Genomic DNA, 18,565 nt, shown 5'->3' with positions numbered 1-18,565 from the left:
CGGCCGGGCCGACGGGGGGTACGCGCTCGCCTCGTCCGTCCACACGGAGAGCTGGAACACCGCCCCGCCCTCGAGGACCCGCAGGGTCCGGCCCTCACGCGCGGGGGTCCACTCCATCAACGCCAGCCGGCCCAGGCCCGGAACCTCCTCCTGGCCGAGGGCGCCGAGCAGGCCGTCGACCTCGGTGCCGCGCGCCCGGAACTCCGGTGCCGGGTCCGTCGTTCGGATGTCACGGTGGACCTCCCCCTGCCGGGACGCGACCACCGCGCCCGCGACCCGATCATGCCACCGCGTCGTGAGGGCGCAGGGCGAAGCAGCGCGCCAGGCCGCAGCACTGCGCCGCACCGGTCCGTACGACCTGCCCGCGCGCCGAGCACCCGCGAAAATCCGATCGTGTGGCCGGCTGGCCTGTGGGTAGCGTCGAAGGTACGGGGTGCGGTCTTGGCCATCAGGGCCGCGACGGGGACCGCACCCCGACACGTGCCCTCTCGCCACCGGCGACGGGAAGCGGTCGCTCAGCCGACCCTGCCCCCACCCGCGCCAGCCCCAGCTCGTAGGCCGCGATCACCGCCTGCGCCCGGTCCCGCAGCCCCAGCTTCGCGAACAGCCGGTTGATGTGGGTCTTCACGGTGTGATCGGTGATCGTGAGCCGGGTCGAGATCTCCGCGTTGGACAGCCCCCGGGCGATCAGGGCGAGCACCTCCGCCTCCCGTGCCGTGAGCTCCCCCACGGAGTGGACCGGCAGCCGCGACGCCCGCGCATGGACGAACTCGCCGATCACCCGCTTGGTGATCTCGGGTGAGAGCAGCGCGTTCCCGGCGGCCACCACCCGCACCGCGTGCAGCAGCTCGGGGAACGTGGCGTCCTTGAGCAGGAAGCCGCTCGCCCCGGCCGCGAGCGCGTCGTACACGTACTCGTCGAGGCCGAAGGTCGTCAGGATCAGGACCTTGGTCGTGCACTGCGGCCCGGCCAGGATCTCGCGGGCCGCCTCGATGCCGTTCTTGTGCGGCATCCGGATGTCGAGGAGCACCACGTCGGGCCGGGTCTCGGCCGCGATGCGCACCGCCTGCACGCCGTCCTCGGCCTCGCCCACGACCTCGATGTCCTCCTGGGTGTCGAGGAGGTTGGCGAAGCCGGTGCGGACGACCGCCTGGTCGTCGGCGACCACTGCCCTGATCACGCTCAACTCCCTTTCCATACGTATCACTTGGCGCCCCAGGGAAGCTCCGCCTCCACCAGGAACCCGCCGTCCGGGCTCGCGCCCGCGCTGAGTCGACCGCCGACCAGCGCCGCCCGCTCCCGCATCCCGGTGAGGCCGTGGCCCACGCCCGGGCCCGCACCGGAGCCCGGACCCGGACCCGGACCGTCGTCGCGGATGCGCAGCGTGAGCAGCCGGTCGGTGCCGTAGTCGATCTCCACAACGGTACGGGCGCCGGGCGCGTGCTTGCGCGCGTTGGTCAGCGCCTCCTGGGTGATGCGGTAGGCGGACAGCTCCCACGCGGCGGGCAGCGGCACCCGCTCCCCGGTGACCCTCAGCTCGGCCTCGCCGCCCACCGTCCGGTGCTGCTCGACCAGTTCGGCCAGATGGTCGAGGGTCGGCTGCGGGGCGGTGAGGGCCTCCTCCCCCTGCCTCTGGGGAGTGCGCAGGACTCCGAGGAGGCGCCGCAGTTCGGCCATCGAGGAGCGGGCGGTGCCGGCGATCTGCTGGAAGCCGTCGCGGGCCTCGGGGGTGAGCCCGGGGGTGGTGTACGTGGCGCTCTCGGCCTGCACGGCGATCATCGACACCGAGTGCGAGACGATGTCGTGCAGCTCACGGGCGATGGCCGCCCGTTCGGCCTCGGCGGCCTGCTGCCGCTCCAGGGCGATCAACTGGGCCTGCGCCAGGTTCCGTTCGTCACGGGTCTCCTCCCTGGAGCGCACCGCGTCACCCATCATGACGGCCCCGAAGATGACCACGGTCAGCAGGAACGACTCGGCGAACAGGCTGAGCGAGCCCTTCTCCCAGAGGGCGGGCACCGGCAGGTCCATCCGCGACCACGTGTTGATGTGCACCATGTTCACGCACAGGGCCCCGAGCGCGGCGCCCGCCACGGTGACCGCGGGGTGCAGCACCCGGTTGCGGCCCAGGGTGTAGCAGCCGATCAGCCCGCTCACCATGATCGAGACGTACAGGCTGACGTCGCCGGCGAACCCGAGCAGGCCTGCGGCGACCGTGAGGACCGCGACGGGCGGGAACGACCGCCGCCACATCAGCGAGGCCGAGGAGACGAGGACCCCGATCGTGGAGGTCACGGATCCGGGGAAGGCGATCAGTTCCGCCACGGCGCCGACGGTCAGGGCTCCGCCGGTGACCCAGGGGTGGGCGGGCGCGGCGATCCAGGCGTGGAAGCGGTCTTGGAGGGGCGTACTCATGCGTCCATGGTCCGTGCCGGAGCGGGTGAGCGCGTCGCCGCACGGGTTGAGTCTGCGGCCGGACGTCATGCCACGGGTCGAGTCCCCGGTCCGGAGCCGGGGTTGACGCCCTCGGGCCCGTGGATTCCTAACGTCGGTGGGCATGACGAAGAACCTTGAACGGTACGTCCGGCACGTCCGGTGCACGCGTCACGAGCGGTACGCCTGGGCCGGCTGCGCACTCACCGCGCTGGGGGTCGCGCTGGTCTCGGACCTGGGGCCGCACCGGATGTGGGGGGCGGTGGCGGGGCCGGGCTACGCGGTCGCGGCGGTCCTTGCCTGCGCCGAGCGCTCCCGCCCGGCCGCCCGGGTGGTCGCCGTGGCGGGGGCCGTCGTGGTGCCGCTCGTCTCGTCGGTGGCGGCCGGACTCGGACAGCTCGAGGTCGCGGTCGTCGAGCGGTCGGGGCGGCTGCTCCTCACGACCGGCAGCCCGTACGTCGCCGACCCCGCGGCCGTCGCCGACTTCAACCCGTACCTGCCCGGGATGGCGCTCTTCGGCGTACTGCCCGGGGATGCGCGCTGGTGGCTGGCCGGGGCCTTCGTGGCGGCCCTCGGCGCGGCCGGCCTGTACCGGGCCCGGCTGCTCGCCTGCCCTCTCGTCGCGCTGCCCGTCGCGGTGGGCGGGACCGACCTTCCGGTCGCCGGCCTGATGTGCCTCGGCGTCGTCCTCGCCGGGCAGGGGCGGGCGGGCCGCGCCGCGCTGGTGCTCGGGGCCGGCGCCGCGCTCAAGTGGACGGCGTGGCCCGCGCTGCCCGTGGCACTGGCGCCGCTCGCGGCGGGCAGGGGCGGCCGACCCGCGCTGCGGTACGCCGCAGTGGCCCTGTCCACCGCGACGGCGGCGGTGCTGCCCTTCGCCCTCTCCGACCCCGCCGGCTTCTACCGGAGCGTCATCGCCTTCCCGCTGGGCCTCACCGGCACCGCCTCGCCGGCGGCCAGCCCGCTGCCCGGCCACCTGCTGGCGACGTACGCCCCCGGCGGGAAGGTGGTCGCGCTCGGGCTCCTCGCGATGAGCGCGCTGCTGATCGCCGTGTCGCTGGTGTCGCGGCCGCCGGGAACGGCGCGGGCGGCGGCAGCCCGGCTCGCGCTCGGTCTGGGGTTGGCGATGACCCTGATGCCCTCGACCCGTTTCGGATACCTGGTCTATCCGCTGCTGCTCGGGGCGCTGGCGTACCGGATGCCGCGGCGCGGCACCGCCACTGAGACGTCCGCCGCTCCTGTCTCTTCTGTCTCCTCTGTCTCTTCCGTCCCCTCTATCTCCCCTGTCGCCCCTTCCAAGGAGGAGGCCGCCGTATGACGCACGGCTCCCGCCCTCGCACGCTGATCGTCACCAACGACTTCCCGCCCCGGCAGGGCGGTATCGAGACGTTCGTCCGTGAACTGGCCGACCGTTTCCCGCCCGACGGGGTGGTCGTCCTCACCTCGGCGCCGGACCCCGCCGCGCCCGGGCCGGCATCCGACGCTTCCTTTCCGTACCCGGTGATCCGCCACCCGGCACGCACCCTCCTGCCCACGCCCCGGGCCACCGCGCACGCCGCGGCCGTGGCCCGCCGGTACGGCTGCGACCGGGTGTGGTTCGGCGCCGCGGCACCACTCGGCCTGATGGCGCACCGACTGCGGCAGACGACGGACATCCGCACCGCCGTCGCCACCACGCACGGCCACGAGGTGTGGTGGGCCCGCACCCCCGGGGCCAGGACGCTGCTGCGACGCATCGGAACCCAGGTCGACGCCCTCACCTGGCTGGGCACGAGCACCCGACGGCCGATCGAGTCCGCCCTCGCGCCCGGGACCCGCACCGCACGCCTGGTCCCCGGCGTGGACACCACGGCCTTCCACCCCTTCCTGGACGGCGGGCCGGTGCGGGAGCGCTACGGTCTGGGCCGCCGCCCGGTGATCCTGTGCGCGGCCCGGCTGGTCCCGCGCAAGGGCCAGGACACCCTGATCAGGGCGTTGCCCTGGATCCGCAGGGCGCTCCCGGACGCCGTGCTCCTGCTGGTCGGCGACGGCCCGTACGCTCCCGAACTACGGCGACTGGCCCGGGCCGAAGGCGTCGTGGATTCGGTCGTCTTCGCAGGCGGCCACCCCCACCACGCGCTCCCCTCCTTCTACGCCGCCGCCGACGCCTTCGCCATGCCCTGCCGCACCCGCAGACGCGGCCTGGAGGTGGAAGGGCTGGGCATCGTCTACCTGGAGGCCGCCGCGTGCGGACTGCCCGTCCTGGCCGGCGACTCGGGCGGCGCCCCCGACGCGGTGCGCGAGGGCGAGACCGGCTACGTCGTCGACGGTCGCTCGGTGGCGGCGACGGCGGACCGACTGACCAGGCTCCTCCGCAACCCCGGACTCGCCCAGCGGATGGGCGAGAAGGGCCGCCACTGGATCCGGACGGAATGGACCTGGGACCACTCGTTCGCGACTCTGACGGGGCTGCTCCATCCACCGAGCCGCTCGGCGGCAGCGGTGCCGCCGGCGTGCTGACGGGCGACGGGGAGCCCGTCGTACGGGAGCCTTCCGACCGTGCGGGACCGGGGGTACCCGCTCCAGCCGCGGCCACCTCGCTCGTACCCTCGCCCGCCGGTGCCATGCGCCGCGCAGCAGGCAGCCGACAGCCGGTGCGCCGAAGCCCGCATAGAAGTCCCCGAGACGGCCAGACGCGTGACATGACCGAATGGGAGAAGCCCGACACCGCCGACGCCGACGCCGACGCCGACGCCGACGCCGACGCCGACAGCAGCCGTAACCGCTCGCCTTCCGGCGGAGCGGCGGACGCCAGGGAGACCGTGAGCCGCAGCCTGACGGTGGTGCCCGCGCCTCTGGCCGAGAAGACACACGCGGCAGCCACGGCTGCACGCGACACCCTCGCCCCGGCTTGGCAAGCCGTACAGGACCGCAAGGTCTTCCCGGTCATCGCCTCCCTCGCGGGCTCGCTCGCGGCAGCGGCCGCGGCTGGTGGCTACGTGCTCGGCCGGCGGGCAGGGCTGCGCCGACACGGGCCCACGTGATGCGTCACGGCCCCGGGGACCCGCTCGCCGCACTGGTCGCGGTGCTGGTGCCGGCCCTGATGCTGTGCCTGCTGCTGGCGCTGGGGCGGTACGAGGAAGTGCTCCTGAACCGCCCGACCCCCGACCCGCGCGGGCGCGCCCGCCACGCACGGCTCACAGGGCCACGACGATGGCGTAGACGAGGAAGAACAGCGCCACCAGGACAGCCAGTACGACGACGACCGTGAGCGGTCCGCCTGCCCACCCGCGTTTCGGTGGCCTGTGGGGGCCGGTTCCGGTGCCCGTGCCGGACTCGGCCGGCGGGGTCGCTCCGGCCGGCACGGCGCCGCCGGCGGTCAGCCCTGTGGTCGTTCGTGGATCGGGGTCGGGGTTGCTGGTAGTCATGCACCGCTGGTCCCCCGATCCCGGTGCGCCATGCCACCTCTTCCCGGGTTTCACCGGGGTCACCACCGGTAGAGCGCCATGGCGCCGGCCATGGCGCTGACGACGTGACCGACATGATGTACACGGTCCTCGGCATCAGGCCACGCGACGCACAGCACGGGGAGAGGCGGCCTGGCGGGCCCGGGGCGGGCCCGCCGCACCGGAGGCGTCAGAAGCGCTGGGCGAACTCGCAGCCCGAAAGGACGTCGAGGCCGGCGTTGTCGGCGATCGCGATGTCGAAGCCGGAGCCGCACACGACCCGGTCGTAGCCGAGGTTGCGGGAGACGATCGTGTCGTTGCCCGCGCGACCGTCGAAGGTGGTCCCCGACGGAGCGGCCGGCCAGCCGTCGGGGTCGGTGAGCCTGTCGGCGCCACCGCCTCCGAGCAGGATGTCGCGGCCCAGGCCACCGTCGATATCGCTCGCGAGGGACGTCTGGTTGTCGGCCCGGTCGTCCAGGTCACCCAGGGTCGCCTGGATCCGGGTCACGCCCGTACCGCAGCGGACGGTGTTGTTGTCGACGCGGACGCACCCCTGCCCCGGGGTCAGCGGACTCGCCGCGTCCCTGACGACGAGGGTGCCCCCGCTCAGGGTGAAGGTGACGTCGTTCACCTCACCGGGCAGCGCGGCGAACTGCACGCTGCTGCCGTTGCGTGCCACGAGCGAGGGGCTGGCGGAGGCCGGCGAGGCCAGGGCCAGGGTGAGCGTGACCGCCGCGGTGGCGGGGACGGCCAAGCGGGCGGCGCGCAGCAGACGGGACGCGGTCGGGTTCATGGGGTTCCTCCGGTGTGAGCAGCGGTACGGCGGGCCACGCGGCCCGTCGCACACGTCGCTTCCCGCCTCAACCGTTCCGGCTGTACGACGACCACACATTTACCTCGCCCGCCACACAGGTCCCCCCGTCCGGGCCGCCCCCGACCGAGTCGGCCGGACGGACACCGGACGCCGACGATCGGGACGGGGTGATACGGGAGAGCAGGGCGCAGACGTACCGCTCGCAGGCGGCCGGCGACCGGTCGTCGGTCAGGACGTCCCGGACTTCCGCCTCCGCCTCGGCGGCCCGTGCCACGTCCATCAGCACCCACGCGCGGTTCAGGCGGGCCGGCGCCAGCAGACCATAGGGGATGTCGTACGTCTGCTCGGCCTCCGCGACGAGTGCCTCGAGCTCGGCGAGCAGTGCCGGCTCACGGCGTCCGTGAGCGCGGGCCGCAACGGCGGCGACGTAGGTGGCGTACCAGCGCCGTGCGGGCCGGGCTCGGCGGCGGCAGGGCGTGACGCTCCTCAAGGGCGTCCGCACGGTCGTGGGAGCCGTGGGCCACGCCTCAGCGGCCCCGCGACAGCACCGGCACGCTGTTTCCGTTGAAGTACCACAGCGCACTCGTGTACCAGAGGACCACCAGCACGACCACCAGCGCACCTCCGGCCAGCGGCAGGGCCCAGTGCGGCAGGCGCCGGCTGTGCACCAGCAGGACCTTGGCGGCGAACGCCCCGTAGAGGAAGCACCCCGCGAGCGAGTGCACCGCCGAGCGCGAGCCGGTGAGTTGCACGCCGTACGCCCGCACGCAGTGCACCGCGATCGGAACGGTGAGGGCGAACAGCACCACGCCGACGATGCGGTGCGTGAGGGGCACCGGGCCCGGCACCCGGCGCACCCCGGGCAGCCGCCGGTACATCCACAGGGCCAGGAGCAGTTGCACGGCTGCCAGCCCCAGGGCGGCGGTGGCGAGCTGCGCCTTGAGACGCAGGGCGTCCGTGCCCGTCCGGCCGAACAGCGTCGCGGTGTAGTCCGGCGTGTTCGCCCGGCCGAACAGGAACACGGCGACGAACACGGCGGCGGCAGCCGCGAACGCCAGCGCGAGGGCGAGCCCGGCTTGCGGGCGACGCAGAGCGGGCCGGGCGTGCGACATGGTGCTCCTCGTCTCGGAACGCCGAGGGTCGGCGGTGTGCCATCCCTTGTACTCGCCCGGTGCGGCGGATGCCGGCCGACACGGCCGCAGCGGCTCGACTCCTCCGTTGCTAGGGGGCCGACAAGGTGGCTTCCAGGGCGGGCGACAGGCCGCTGACCACGGCCTCCGGGGACAGGGAGGCCACCCCGGGGAGTTTCAGGAGGTAGCGGGTCAGCGCCAGGCCCAGGAGCTGGGCCGAGACCAGGCCCGCCACCCGCTCCGCCCGTTCCGGGCCGAGGGCCGCCGCTAGCGCGGGGGCCACCTGCGCCGCGAACACCTCGCGCATCCGGGCCGCCGCCTGCTCGTTCGTCACCGCGGAACGCAGCAGCACGAGCAGCGCGTCGTCCGCCGGGTCGCCCTCCCACCGCGCCACGAAATGCCGCACGAGCGCCGTCGGCAGCTCAGCCGCCGGCACCGCGCCCAGGTCCGGCAGCCGCAGGTCGATGGCCAGGCTCGCGCCGAAGAGCTGCTCCTTGCTGCCGAAGTACCGCATCACCATCGAGGGGTCGATCTCCGCGTCCGCCGCGATCGCCCGGATGGTGGTGCGCTCGTAGCCCTGCACCGCGAACCGCTCGCGCGCGGCCCGCAGGATCGCCGCCTTGGTCTGGTCGGAGGAGCGTCGTACCGTCATGCCAACAACCGTAGGCCAACAAGCGTTGACACGCCAGCCCCCTGTCGGCACCCTGTAGTCAACAGTCGTTGGCCAACAGGCGTTGGCCTACTGCAGGAGGCCCGTGATGACCAGCACCGCCGCACTCCCGCTCCCCGCCACCACCCACGTCGCCATCGTCGGCGCCGGCCCCACCGGCCTCGCCCTCGCCGTGACCCTGGCCGGGGCCGGCATCGACTTCGTGCTCCTCGACCGGCTGGCCGAGGGCGCCAACACCTCCCGCGCCGCCGTCGTGCACGCCCGCACCCTGGAGGTCCTCGACGAGCTCGCCCCCTCCCGCGCGCTCTCCGCCGAGCTGATCGGCCGCGGCATCCCGGTCAGCACGTTCCGGATCCGCGACGGCGCCCGTCCCCTCGCCGCGATCGGCTTCGACGGCCTGCCGACCGCCTACCCGTACGCGCTGATGGTCCCCCAGGACCGGACCGAGGCCGTGCTCCTCGCCCGCCTGCGCGCCCTCGGCGCCGACGTCCACCGCCCGTACGAGGTCACCGGGATCTCCCAGGACGCGGAGGGGGTCACCCTCACCACGGCCACCGGCGAGACCCTGCGCGCCGGGTACGCCATCGGCACCGACGGGATGCACAGCGCGGTCCGCGGGGCCGCCGGGATCGGCTTCACCGGCAGCGCGTACGAGGAGTCCTTCGTGCTGGCCGACGTCGTCATGGACTGGGCTCCCGGCGCCGGCGAGGTGACGCTCGGGCTCGGCACCACCGGGCTCACCGTCGTCGCACCGCTGCCCGGCGGGCACTACCGGGTGGTCGCGAGCGTCGCCGAGGCTCCCGCCGCGCCGCAACTCGCGTTCGTACAGGGGCTGCTGGACGAGCGCATGCCCGGCCAGGCCACCGTCCGCGAGCTGGCCTGGTCCTCCCGGTTCCGGATCCACCACCGCGTCGCCGACCGCTACCGGGTCGGCCGGCTGCTGCTCGCCGGGGACGCCGCGCACGTGCACTCCCCGGCCGGCGGCCAAGGCATGAACACCGGCATCCAGGACGCGTACGCCCTCGGCCGCGCCTTCGCCGACGAGGACCTCGACGGCTACGAGGCCCGTCGCCGGCCCGTAGCCCAGCGGGTGGTGGCACTCACCGACCGCATGACCCGGATCGCGACCACCCGCAATCCGGCCCTGCGCGCCGTACGCAACACGGTGCTGCCCGTCGCGTCCCGCATCCCCGCGCTGCGTCGCCGCCTGGCCACCGAGCTCGCCGAGCTGAACTACCGCTGAACCGCTCCGGTTCGCCCCCTTCCGGATCTCGGCTTCCGAGGGCTTCCCGTCCGGGCGCGAGCCCCGGCCAGGGGCGGCTGGGACCCGGGTCCGTGACGGCGAGCGCGAGCGGCCACAGCGTCCGTCCGCGCCGGTCGGAACAGGTCCTCGCGTGCGGGAAACCGTTGGCGACGCGGGCACGGCGGGTGACAGGGTGCGGTGCATGACGCCGCCACACCAGATCCGCGCCGACTACGACGCCCGGACCATCGTGGTCTACCAGGCCTACCCGTCCACGATCGCCGACGCCGCACTGCGGGCGGGGCGCTTCGTCGCACCGTTCTCGTTCCAGCGGATGACGTGGATCAAGCCCTCGTTCCTGTGGCTCATGCACCGCAGCAACTGGGCCCGCAAGCCGGGGCAGGAGCGCGTTCTCGCGGTGCGGATGACACGGGACGGCTGGGAGCAGGCCCTGTCCCAAGCCGTACCGACGACCGCGCACCCGGAGGCGGTGGCCCGCGCGGCCGTGCACCTGCAGTGGGACCCCGAACGTTCGGTGCGCGGGGCGGCCCTGAACCACTACAGCATCCAGGTCGGCATCGGTCGCCACCTGATCCGCACGTTCGCCGACGACTGGGTCGTCAGCCTCACCGACCACACCCCGCAGGTCCGCAAGGCCGCGCTGCTCGTCCGCAGCGGTCGCGCCGCCCAGGCCCAGCGGCTGCTGCCCGCCGAGCGCGTCTACCCGCTGAGCCGGAGCATGGAGGAGCGCCTGTCGCCGATGTAGGTCAACGTCGTGCCGGTCGACGGGCGGCTCGGACGCCGACCGCGTACGGCGGCAGGTAGCCCGCCGGTTCTCCGACGAGCCAACCACCGCTACGCTCACGCAACGCGACAATAATTGCAGCGTGCTGCTTGTTGCTTGACGGCGGCTCGGGGATACAGGGTCTCCTCAACCGCCACCGGCTGCGACGTTCCTGCGCCGCAGCCACTGCCACCACCGGCTCTGTGACCGTTGGGTGGACATGGCTAGCGCTGTCTCCAGCGCGTTGCGGGTGCTCAAGGTATGCCTGTGCTCGTCGCCCAGGATGCGGACGCGGTCATCGAGGGTTCGGCGCAGCAGGTCCATCGCCTCGGCCTGCTCACCTGCACTGGTCAGAGCGAGGGCGAGGTTGTGGCGACTGGCAAGGGTATCCGGGTGTTCGGGGCTCAGGATGCGGGTGCGGTCCTCCAGGGTCTGCCGGTGCATGCGCACTGCTTGTGCGTGCTCGCCCATCGCATCCAGCGCGAGACCGAGGCTGTCCCGGCTGGCGAGGGTGTGAGGATGCCCGTCGCCCAGAATGCGGGCGTGGTCGTTGAGCGCCTCCCGCAGCAGCCGTACCGCTTCCGTCTGCTCACCCGCCCCGGTCAGGGCGCTGGCGAGGTTGTGGCGGCTGAGCAGGGTGAGGTGGTGCTCGGGGCCCAGGACACGGATGCGGTCCTCCAGGGTCTGCCGGAGCATGCGCACTGCTTGTGCGTGCTCGCCCATCCCATCCAGCGCGAGACCGAGGCTGTCCCGGCTGGCCAACGTGTGAGGATGCTCGGGGCCCAGGACACGGGTACGGTCGCCGAGGGTCTGCCGCAGCAGACCCACCGCCTCGGCATGCTCGCCCGTCCCGTCCAAAGCGCATGCGAGGTCATTGCGGCTGGTCAAGGTATCGGGGTGCTCGGGGCCCAGGATGCGGACGCGGTCCTCCAGGGTCTGCCGGAGCAGGCGTATTGCCTCGGCCGGCTCTCCCATTCCGAACAAGGCATTGCCCAGGTTGTTGCGGCTCGTCAAGGTATCGGGGTCCTCGGGGCCCAGCATGCGGGTCTCGACCTCGAGGACCCGTTCATGCAGCAGGCGCGCCGCACCGAAAGCGCCAGCCTTCTGCAGCACCTGCGCCAGCGTGTTGAGAGTGGTGCGGTGGTGCGTGGCGGTGCGCGGGTCCGCGTAGTCGAGCAGCAGCGGCAGGTGGGGGGCGAGGAGCACGGCTGCAGGCCAACCAGCGCGCCCGCGCTGGTTGGCCTCGTGCACAGCCGTGGTCAGCCGCTCGGCAAGAGCCCGGTGCCACACGGCGAGATCGGAGGTCTCGGCCGTGAGGGCGACAGCGTTGATCTCTCGGATCAGGGGATGCAGCACCACCTGCGCCCCCTCACCACTGCTGCCCGACGCCGGGCCGGTGCTCCCGGGAGAGCGGGGCAGGCCGAGGAGACCGTAGCGGTGCAGGCCGGCGAACGCGGCTTCCAGGGCCACCGCGGTGACGTCGTGTCCGGTGACGACGGACAGCAGGTCCGGGGTGATCAGGGACAGTGGGACGGGGGCTTGAGCCAGCAGGGCCAGCAGCCGCAACAAGGGGCGGGCCAAAGCGTTGCCCTCCCCGGCGAGCTGGTCCAAGGACACCTCCCAGGTGTGCCGCACCACGGCGCGGGCGACCTGCGGATGGGAGGCGTTCGGGTGCGCCGCTCCCAACAAGAACCGCAGTTCCTGTTCCAGGGCCTGGCGGTAGGCGGCAAAGGTGCGGTAGCGGCTGGTGGGTCCGGCCAGATAGGTGCCGGCCGCGTGCAACGCCAGTGGCAGCCCGCCCAGTCGCGCCGCCAGCTCCCGGGCCTGCTCGGCGGTGCCGGCCACTGGAGCAGCGTCCAGCAGGACCTGCCCCGCAGGTCGCACCGGCAGCGGCTCCAGTGGCAGCAGCTGTGCGCACGGACCCCAGGTCTGCTCGCTGCCATCCCGGCTGGTCACCACCAGCAGGCCCCGGCCGTGAGGACGGATCCAGCCGCGATAGTCGGCCACCGGCTCCCCTGCCGGGCCGATCTCGTCCGGCTCGTCGGCGTTGTCCACCACCAGCAGCCACCGCCGCACCCGGCCCAACTGTCGCCAGACCACATCCGGCAGGCTCGCCTGCCCCGCTCGCGCGGCCTCGAGCTCTGCCTCTGGCAGGCCGCAGGCCAGCGCCGCCTGCACCATCTGCTGCGCCAGCTCGGCACCGTCGCGCCAGCGCACCCAGAACACTCGCCAGCCCGCCGCCTCGGCCTGGGTGGCCAGTTGCGCGGCCACCGTTGTCTTGCCCATCCCGCCGACCGCGCACAGCACCGCGAACCGGCCTCGTGGCCGCCGAAGCATGCCTGCCAGCTCGGCGAGTTCTCCCTCACGCCCCCGCACGCGCTGAACATGCGGGGGGCGTAACGAAGCCTGCTGGCCTCGGGCCAGCCGGCCCACCGGTGCCAGCCGCGCCGCGGGCGTTGGTGCGGCATCCAGCTGCCGGCTCCACAGCAACAGCCCGATGCTGACCACCACCAGCACGGCGAACAGCGGCCAGATCACCCACGCCTGCGCCGCCCAGCCAGGCACCGCGTCACTGGCGTAGTTGGTCACCGGCCCCAGCACAGCCGCCACCAATGCGGCCCCTCCCGCTACCGCCGACCCGGCCCACGCACCCCGTCTACGCCCCATGGTCTGCCACCCCCGTCCACCGTCACCAGGATGCTCCCGCTTGGATCACGTCCCTGGAAGGGTGCGGGTGGTCACGACGCGGGCGGTGGTGTTGCTCCGGCTCAGCGGCCGGATGCCGAGCCTGCTGCTTGAACGCCATCATCCGCCGCGCGGCGCGGCCCGGGCACCAGGGCAGGCAGCAGGTCGAGCCGCTTGTCCATGTCGAGGCGGAAGGTGCCGTACGGGTTGATGTTCGACCAGAACAGCGCAGTACACGGACTCGTCGCCGTACGGGTCCCATGGCTCGACGTCTGGAGCGGGCCGGGACTGTACCGGACCCTGCCGCCTGCACTCCGCCGGCCAGCATCGCCGAAAGGAGAGAAAGACCGCCCAGCGGCAGGTAGATCCACTGGAGGTAGAACTGGCACCACAGTCCAAGCCTCGACCGTAGAGGCAACGGCCCCGTCTCGATCCCGTGCATCTGCACCCCTTCGCCCGCCCCGTGCGCCTCTTAAGGGACCCGTCCCAGGGTGTTCGTGTGACAACGGCCTCACCCCAGGCGGCGGCAGAGCCGTCACGGAGCGGGCCAGCATCGGCCCGACGGGCGGTGAGAGGTGCACTCTCCACTCCTAGCCTTCCGTGCCTGCCCGCCTGCAGGCCGCGGTGGGCTCACAGAGCGACGCCACATGGCATGGGGCCGTGCTCACGTCGCCGGCCTGTCAGAGTCCTCGCCTAGGCTGTCGCTGAGATTCGATCAAGGAGTAGGGCAGTGCGAATAGAGCGTCACCAGGTGGGCGGGGCCGCCGTTTCGGCAGCCCGGGAGGACTTCACGAACCGCATCGGGCGTCAGGTGCACTCCATGTCGAGGGCCGGCCGCATGGCCACGTACGAATGGCAGTCGATCGCGGACAAGTTCCTCGACTACCTCGGCGCGCTCTCCGTCGAAACACCTGACCTCGACACCCCTGAGGCCAAGGCGGCCCTCAAGGACGCCTCCGAGGCTGCGGTCGGCGCCGTCGCCTACGCCGCGTACCACCCCCACTGCACCTTCAACGTCTTCCTGGAGTACGTCAACTTCGGCGTGAGCTACGACCCGGGTGACGACGCCCCCGAGGAAACGGTCACGCCCGGCGAGTGGATCGACGCACTGTGTCTGTCGGTGCTCCGGGACAAGGTGAAGTGGCACGGTGAGGAGTTCACCTTCGCCCGGCGGAAGTTCGCCGAGCAGGCGAAGGGAACGCCTGCCGGCGAGCTCGCCACGGGGTTGACGGCCGTGGTCCTGGACGACGCCGGCGACGGGGAGTACCCGGCGAGCGCGCGGGCCAAGCTGGCTGCCCTCGACGCTGCTCTGGACCGGATCCGTGCCCGCGCCGAACAGACCGGCGAGCCCCTCCTCGACCCGCCCGACAGCCTGGCGCTGCGCACGCTGCGCGCACTGACGACAGAGGACCGGGAGAGCTTCGACGCCGCACTCGCCGACCTCCTGACCATGCACGCCGCCCTGCACGGCCCCACGGCCACACCGAGCACTCTCCTCCCCCTGATCCCCATCGCACTCGCCGCCCTCGCGTACCGGACGCTGGGCTGGGCACCTTCCGTCCACACGGACTACCTCCCGCACGCGCTGGTCACCGGCTTCGAGACACAGGGACCGCGGGTCTCGGGGTTCGGCCGGAACCGCCGGCCGGACGCCGTCGCCGCGCTCGCCGCGGGCCCGCTCGTCGTGGAGCGGCCGGTCTGTGAGCAGGATGGGGACGGGATCCAGCGGATCGAGGCCATGTACGAGGAACACCTCCACGAAGCGTTCACTCCCGTCGACGGCAAGCCCCTTGCTGTCGGGCATCTGGCCAGCGCGCTCGAGGACCAGCAGCGCCTGTTCCAGTGGCGGGCGGGAAACCCCGGCAACCTCGCGGACGCCCAGCTCGCCGCTCTTCGGCTGGCCTCTCAGATGGGCGCGGCCCTGTTCCGCGTCGCGCTGGCCGAGCCGGACACCGAGGTCGAGGTGTCCATCGGCGGGCGCACCCTGCGCTACCCCGCCAAGCGGGGCAGGGAAGCCGGTGCCGGGTACTGGCAGATGGCCGTCGCCTTCGCCCTGATCACCGGTGTGCGTGAGGACCTCGCCCCCCTGGTCCTCACCGGCCCCACCTTTGCCGGCCGGGACGGATCAGCGTTCACCGCGTACCGCGAAGGGCTCCACGCCTACCTGACCGGCGCCGAGCCCGAAGCGGCCGCGCAACGGGCGCTGCAGGAGGCCGAGAAGGCCAAGGACTGGGGCTTCGCGATGCCGCCGGCCGTGCTGCTGTCGCAGCTCGTGGAGGGTGACGAGGAGAGCTTCAACCTCGCCCTGGCCGACGCGCTCGAAGCCCATCGCGCCCACTACCAGGTCGCCGACCGCGCCGACGGACCCCAAGTCTCCGTCAACCTCGACGTCCTGGCCCTGGCCTGCCACGCCCGCCGCCGGGGCTGGGCCATCCGCGTGGAGTCCCCCTACCTGCCGCAGTACCTCCTGCGGGCCGCTGAACCCTTCTAGGCCGTGTACCGAAAGTGGATCTCGGGCTGTGAATGATCACGGTTCATGGGGCGCGGAGATCTCACGGACGAGCAGTGGGCGGTGCTGGAGCCGTTGTTGCCGAAGGGCGCCAGGGCGGGGCGGCCGCCCGTCTGGCCCCGGCGTCGGCTGATCGACGGCATACGGTTTCGGGTCCGGACCGGCGTTCCGTGGCGGGACGTGCCCGCCGAGTACGGACCGTGGAGTCGGATCTACGACCCGTTCCGCAGATGGAAGCGGAGCGGGACCTGGCATCGGATCCTTACCCGGCTCCAGTCCCTGGCCGACGCGAAGGGGGCGATCACGTGGGACGGCAGGACAGCGCGGTGACTCGCCGCAGTTCGAACCCGTGCTGGAGAAGGTCCGCGTACCCCGCATCGGACCGGGCCGGCCACGCGTCCGCCCCGACCGCGTGCGGGCCGATAAGGCGTACCCTCCCGCAAAAACCGCGCCTACCTGCGCCGCCGCGGAATCCGCTGCACCATCCCGGACAAGGCCGACCAGGCACGCAACCGCCAGAAGTGCGGCTCCCGCGGCGGCCGGCCCCCGCACTTCGACCCGGTCGACTACCGCCAGCGCCATGCGGTCGAGTACGGGATCAACCGGCTCAAGAGACACCGTGCTGTCGCCACGCGATACGACAAGCTGGCGGTCCGCTACGAGGCGACCGTCCTCATAGCGGCCATCAGCGAATGGCTGTGACCAGCACACATCAAGCGCGTCCAAAACCAGGCCGCAGGCATGAAGGTGCTCTCACTCCACGGCAGCATTGAGGAGAATCTGCGCCAGCTCGCGCGGCTGGGAGAACATCGGCCAATGGCCGGTGTCCATCTTGGCCAGCCGCCAGCGCTTGCTGGTCAGCAGCTCGGCCACATCTTCGTCGGGCTCGGCGCCGTCGGGCTCGGCCCCCGGCATCACGCACAGGATGTATGTCGCCGGAAGTTCACCGAGCGGCCCCGCCAGCACAGCGGGCTCGGTCAGCGTGGCACCTGGGTGAGGCGTCGAGCCACGCACGAGGCGTTCGATCTGCTCATCGGTGAGACCTTCGCCGTCGTAGTGAGCAGCTGGCGCGAGCGGCCAGAACCCCCCGTTCTCGGCGATCGATGCCTCCACTGCCGCCCCGCCGTCCGGCCAGGCCGAGACAAACGACTCGCCGTCAGTGGGAACACTTGAGTCGACGAACACCACGCGGGCCAGTCGGTCACCGATCCGCTCCGCGGCCTGACCGACCGGGATGCCCGAGTAACTGTGACCCACCAGGACCACGTCACGCAGACCCTGGCGCTCCACCTCGGCAACGATGTCCTGGACGTGAGTCGCTTGCCCCGCCGGTACACCCCGCTTGTCAGCAAGACCGGACAGCGTCAACGGATAGACGCCGTGGCCGGCCGCACGCAGATACGGCACCACCTCGCCCCACGCCCACGCCCCGAGCCGTGCACCGGCAACCAGCACGAAATTCACCATGCCCGCACCGTAGCCGGGCAGCCTGACGATCTCCTAGAAAGTACTTTCGATACAGGCCCTAAAAGCCCCAGGGACGCACCCCCGGTACGGATCTTCGAACCGCCTGAACGTCCGCACCCGTGCTCATAGCGTCTGTGTCGTGGAAGGCGCCTTGGGCGTCACTCACACGATGCGCTTAGCGCACCGTGGACCAGCCTGCTGCGATCCGCTGCGGATGCCGGTCAACGAACTCCACGCCTGTCCAACTGCCCCCGGCACACCCGAGGGTGCGCCGGGGCTGGCCACTCGCAGCCGAGCCGCCGAAGGTACCGGAGCCGGGCGCGCCGGCGGAAGCGAGGGCGGAGCCCGCTCCTGAAACGCGCCCCGTCTGGTGTCTGGGCAAGGTCGTCGCGGGCGGCCTGGGTGTCGGGGGCCGGTCTTCTCCGAGATCTCCACCCCGATCCGGCTGCTCCAGATCCACCGGCGCGGCGCGGTCGGGGTGGTCGACGCGGAGCACGTCTTCCGCCTGGACGTGGCCCGGGCTCGAAGCGGCCCGGGCGAAATGAGCACTGCCGATGTGGCTCGGCTTCTCCGTGCAGTGGGGCTCGGTGCGGATGCCCGGGACGTTCCCGAGGACCTGCTTTCACTCACTGAGCAGCGCCACGGACCCCCGAAGACACGAGCGACCAGTGATCCATACGGGCCTCGAAGTCCGACGCTGAGTCGATGCCCGAGGCCGGGAGGGAACCCGCGCCGTCGGGGCCGGCGATGAAGTCCACGTCGGCCCAGCCACCCCGGGACAACGCAACCGACAGTCCGGCCTCTCCCAGACCGGAGATGGTCACGCCAACCGCAGCAACCTCAGCCTCGCCGGATCAGCTCCGGGGCCGCCGAGGACGGTGGGGGCGGTGAGTGCGACGCGGCCCCGGTGCGGGATCAGGTGCGGCCTCCGGTGAGGAGAAACCGCCCGGCACCGCGGCCCGCTGCGCCGACTGCTCCGCGACAGGGGCCGCTGGCGTGGGGAGCGTGGGTCTGGCGGTGGCCAGGACCGCGAGGTGCGGGATGTGCCGGGCGCAGGTCTGGCACACCTCTGCCAGGGTCCAGACCTGGCCGACGGCCGGGTTGTGGACGAGGACCAGCAGGCTGGTGCCGGCGCACTGGACACGGGATTCATGGAGGGCGCACAGCGCGCTGCCGCAGCTGCAGGCGGCGTTGGGGCGGGCGCCTGCGAGGCGCCCGTGGGCTTTGGCGTGCTCTGCGGCGAAGCGGCGCATGCTCGCGGAGTCCCTCGAGCGGGGCGGCATCCGGCACGCGGCTGTGCTGCAGGTGACGGACACGGTGTGATCGGAGTGGCCGGTGAGGCGGACCGTCCAGGTCCGTCCCGGCACGCGTGATCCGGGCATCATGGTCAAGGTGGGTCCCGTCGTCGTGC

At 72.6% G+C, this 18,565-nt stretch carries 15 protein-coding genes and 1 pseudogene; 7 read left to right on the top strand and 9 right to left on the bottom strand.

The window, feature by feature from the left end; all coding sequences use genetic code 11:
• Window positions 1-448 precede the first annotated feature (448 nt).
• Both ACIQCH_RS01015 and ACIQCH_RS01010 read right to left on the bottom strand, forming a co-directional pair.
• Window positions 449-1,198, bottom strand: coding sequence for a response regulator (locus ACIQCH_RS01015; RefSeq protein ID WP_402576545.1), 750 nt, complete (start codon window positions 1,196-1,198; stop codon window positions 449-451).
• A 5-nt stretch (window positions 1,199-1,203) separates the two neighbouring features.
• Window positions 1,204-2,412 (bottom strand): sensor histidine kinase, encoded by a 1,209-nt coding sequence (locus ACIQCH_RS01010; RefSeq protein WP_402576543.1) that lies wholly within the window; start codon window positions 2,410-2,412, stop codon window positions 1,204-1,206.
• Between the two features lie 142 nt (window positions 2,413-2,554).
• Here ACIQCH_RS01010 and ACIQCH_RS01005 point away from each other — a divergent pair, with 142 nt between their 5' ends.
• From ACIQCH_RS01005 to ACIQCH_RS00995, 3 genes are all read left to right on the top strand, one after another.
• A complete protein-coding gene (locus ACIQCH_RS01005) occupies window positions 2,555-3,745 on the top strand; it encodes a hypothetical protein (protein WP_402576541.1) in 1,191 nt (396 codons plus the stop codon).
• Window positions 3,742-4,926, top strand: a complete 1,185-nt coding sequence (locus ACIQCH_RS01000; protein WP_402576539.1) for a glycosyltransferase family 4 protein — start codon at window positions 3,742-3,744, stop codon at window positions 4,924-4,926. The genes ACIQCH_RS01005 and ACIQCH_RS01000 overlap by 4 nt, the downstream gene beginning before the upstream one ends.
• 182 nt (window positions 4,927-5,108) lie before the next feature.
• The gene (locus ACIQCH_RS00995; protein WP_402576537.1) at window positions 5,109-5,450 is read left to right on the top strand and encodes a hypothetical protein; all 342 of its coding nucleotides are present in this window, start codon (window positions 5,109-5,111) and stop codon (window positions 5,448-5,450) included.
• Between the two features lie 153 nt (window positions 5,451-5,603).
• Here ACIQCH_RS00995 and ACIQCH_RS00990 read toward each other — a convergent pair whose 3' ends face one another.
• From ACIQCH_RS00990 to ACIQCH_RS00970, 5 genes are all read right to left on the bottom strand, one after another.
• Window positions 5,604-5,834, bottom strand: coding sequence for a DUF6480 family protein (locus ACIQCH_RS00990; RefSeq protein WP_402576535.1), 231 nt, complete (start codon window positions 5,832-5,834; stop codon window positions 5,604-5,606).
• Window positions 5,835-6,042: 208 nt separating this feature from the next.
• Window positions 6,043-6,645: a hypothetical protein gene (locus ACIQCH_RS00985; RefSeq protein WP_402576533.1), complete on the bottom strand. Its 603-nt coding sequence runs from the start codon at window positions 6,643-6,645 to the stop codon at window positions 6,043-6,045.
• 67 nt (window positions 6,646-6,712) lie between these two features.
• On the bottom strand, window positions 6,713-7,156 hold the full coding sequence (locus ACIQCH_RS00980) for a hypothetical protein (RefSeq protein ID WP_402576531.1): 444 nt from the start codon (window positions 7,154-7,156) through the stop codon (window positions 6,713-6,715).
• 37 nt (window positions 7,157-7,193) lie between these two features.
• Window positions 7,194-7,778 (bottom strand): DUF6529 family protein, encoded by a 585-nt coding sequence (locus ACIQCH_RS00975; protein ID WP_402576529.1) that lies wholly within the window; start codon window positions 7,776-7,778, stop codon window positions 7,194-7,196.
• Window positions 7,779-7,887: 109 nt separating this feature from the next.
• Window positions 7,888-8,448, bottom strand: a complete 561-nt coding sequence (locus ACIQCH_RS00970) for a TetR family transcriptional regulator (RefSeq protein ID WP_402576527.1) — start codon at window positions 8,446-8,448, stop codon at window positions 7,888-7,890.
• Between the two features lie 106 nt (window positions 8,449-8,554).
• Here ACIQCH_RS00970 and ACIQCH_RS00965 point away from each other — a divergent pair, with 106 nt between their 5' ends.
• Complete coding sequence (locus ACIQCH_RS00965) at window positions 8,555-9,709, top strand: FAD-dependent oxidoreductase (RefSeq protein WP_402576525.1); 1,155 nt, start codon at window positions 8,555-8,557, stop codon at window positions 9,707-9,709.
• 202 nt (window positions 9,710-9,911) lie between these two features.
• The gene (locus tag ACIQCH_RS00960; protein ID WP_402576523.1) at window positions 9,912-10,475 is read left to right on the top strand and encodes a DUF4291 domain-containing protein; all 564 of its coding nucleotides are present in this window, start codon (window positions 9,912-9,914) and stop codon (window positions 10,473-10,475) included.
• A gap of 165 nt (window positions 10,476-10,640) precedes the next feature.
• Here ACIQCH_RS00960 and fxsT read toward each other — a convergent pair whose 3' ends face one another.
• Window positions 10,641-13,082 carry an FxSxx-COOH system tetratricopeptide repeat protein gene (gene fxsT / locus ACIQCH_RS00955; RefSeq protein WP_402576521.1) on the bottom strand — a complete coding sequence of 814 codons (2,442 nt, stop codon included), beginning with the start codon at window positions 13,080-13,082 and terminating at the stop codon, window positions 10,641-10,643.
• A gap of 847 nt (window positions 13,083-13,929) precedes the next feature.
• Between fxsT and ACIQCH_RS00950 the strand changes: the two genes are divergently transcribed.
• Window positions 13,930-15,669: an Imm49 family immunity protein gene (locus tag ACIQCH_RS00950; RefSeq protein WP_402576891.1), complete on the top strand. Its 1,740-nt coding sequence runs from the start codon at window positions 13,930-13,932 to the stop codon at window positions 15,667-15,669.
• A 45-nt stretch (window positions 15,670-15,714) separates the two neighbouring features.
• A pseudogene (locus ACIQCH_RS00945) lies at window positions 15,715-16,389 on the top strand (transposase).
• A 51-nt stretch (window positions 16,390-16,440) separates the two neighbouring features.
• On the opposite strand, the gene ACIQCH_RS00940 reads toward ACIQCH_RS00945, so the two are convergent.
• Window positions 16,441-17,154: an alpha/beta fold hydrolase gene (locus ACIQCH_RS00940; RefSeq protein WP_402576519.1), complete on the bottom strand. Its 714-nt coding sequence runs from the start codon at window positions 17,152-17,154 to the stop codon at window positions 16,441-16,443.
• Window positions 17,155-18,565: the final 1,411 nt, after the last annotated feature.

It is taken from the genome of Streptomyces sp. NPDC093225, assembly GCF_044753805.1.
Lineage (GTDB): Bacteria > Actinomycetota > Actinomycetes > Streptomycetales > Streptomycetaceae > Streptomyces.
This window is presented reverse-complemented; position numbering and strand designations above follow the sequence as displayed.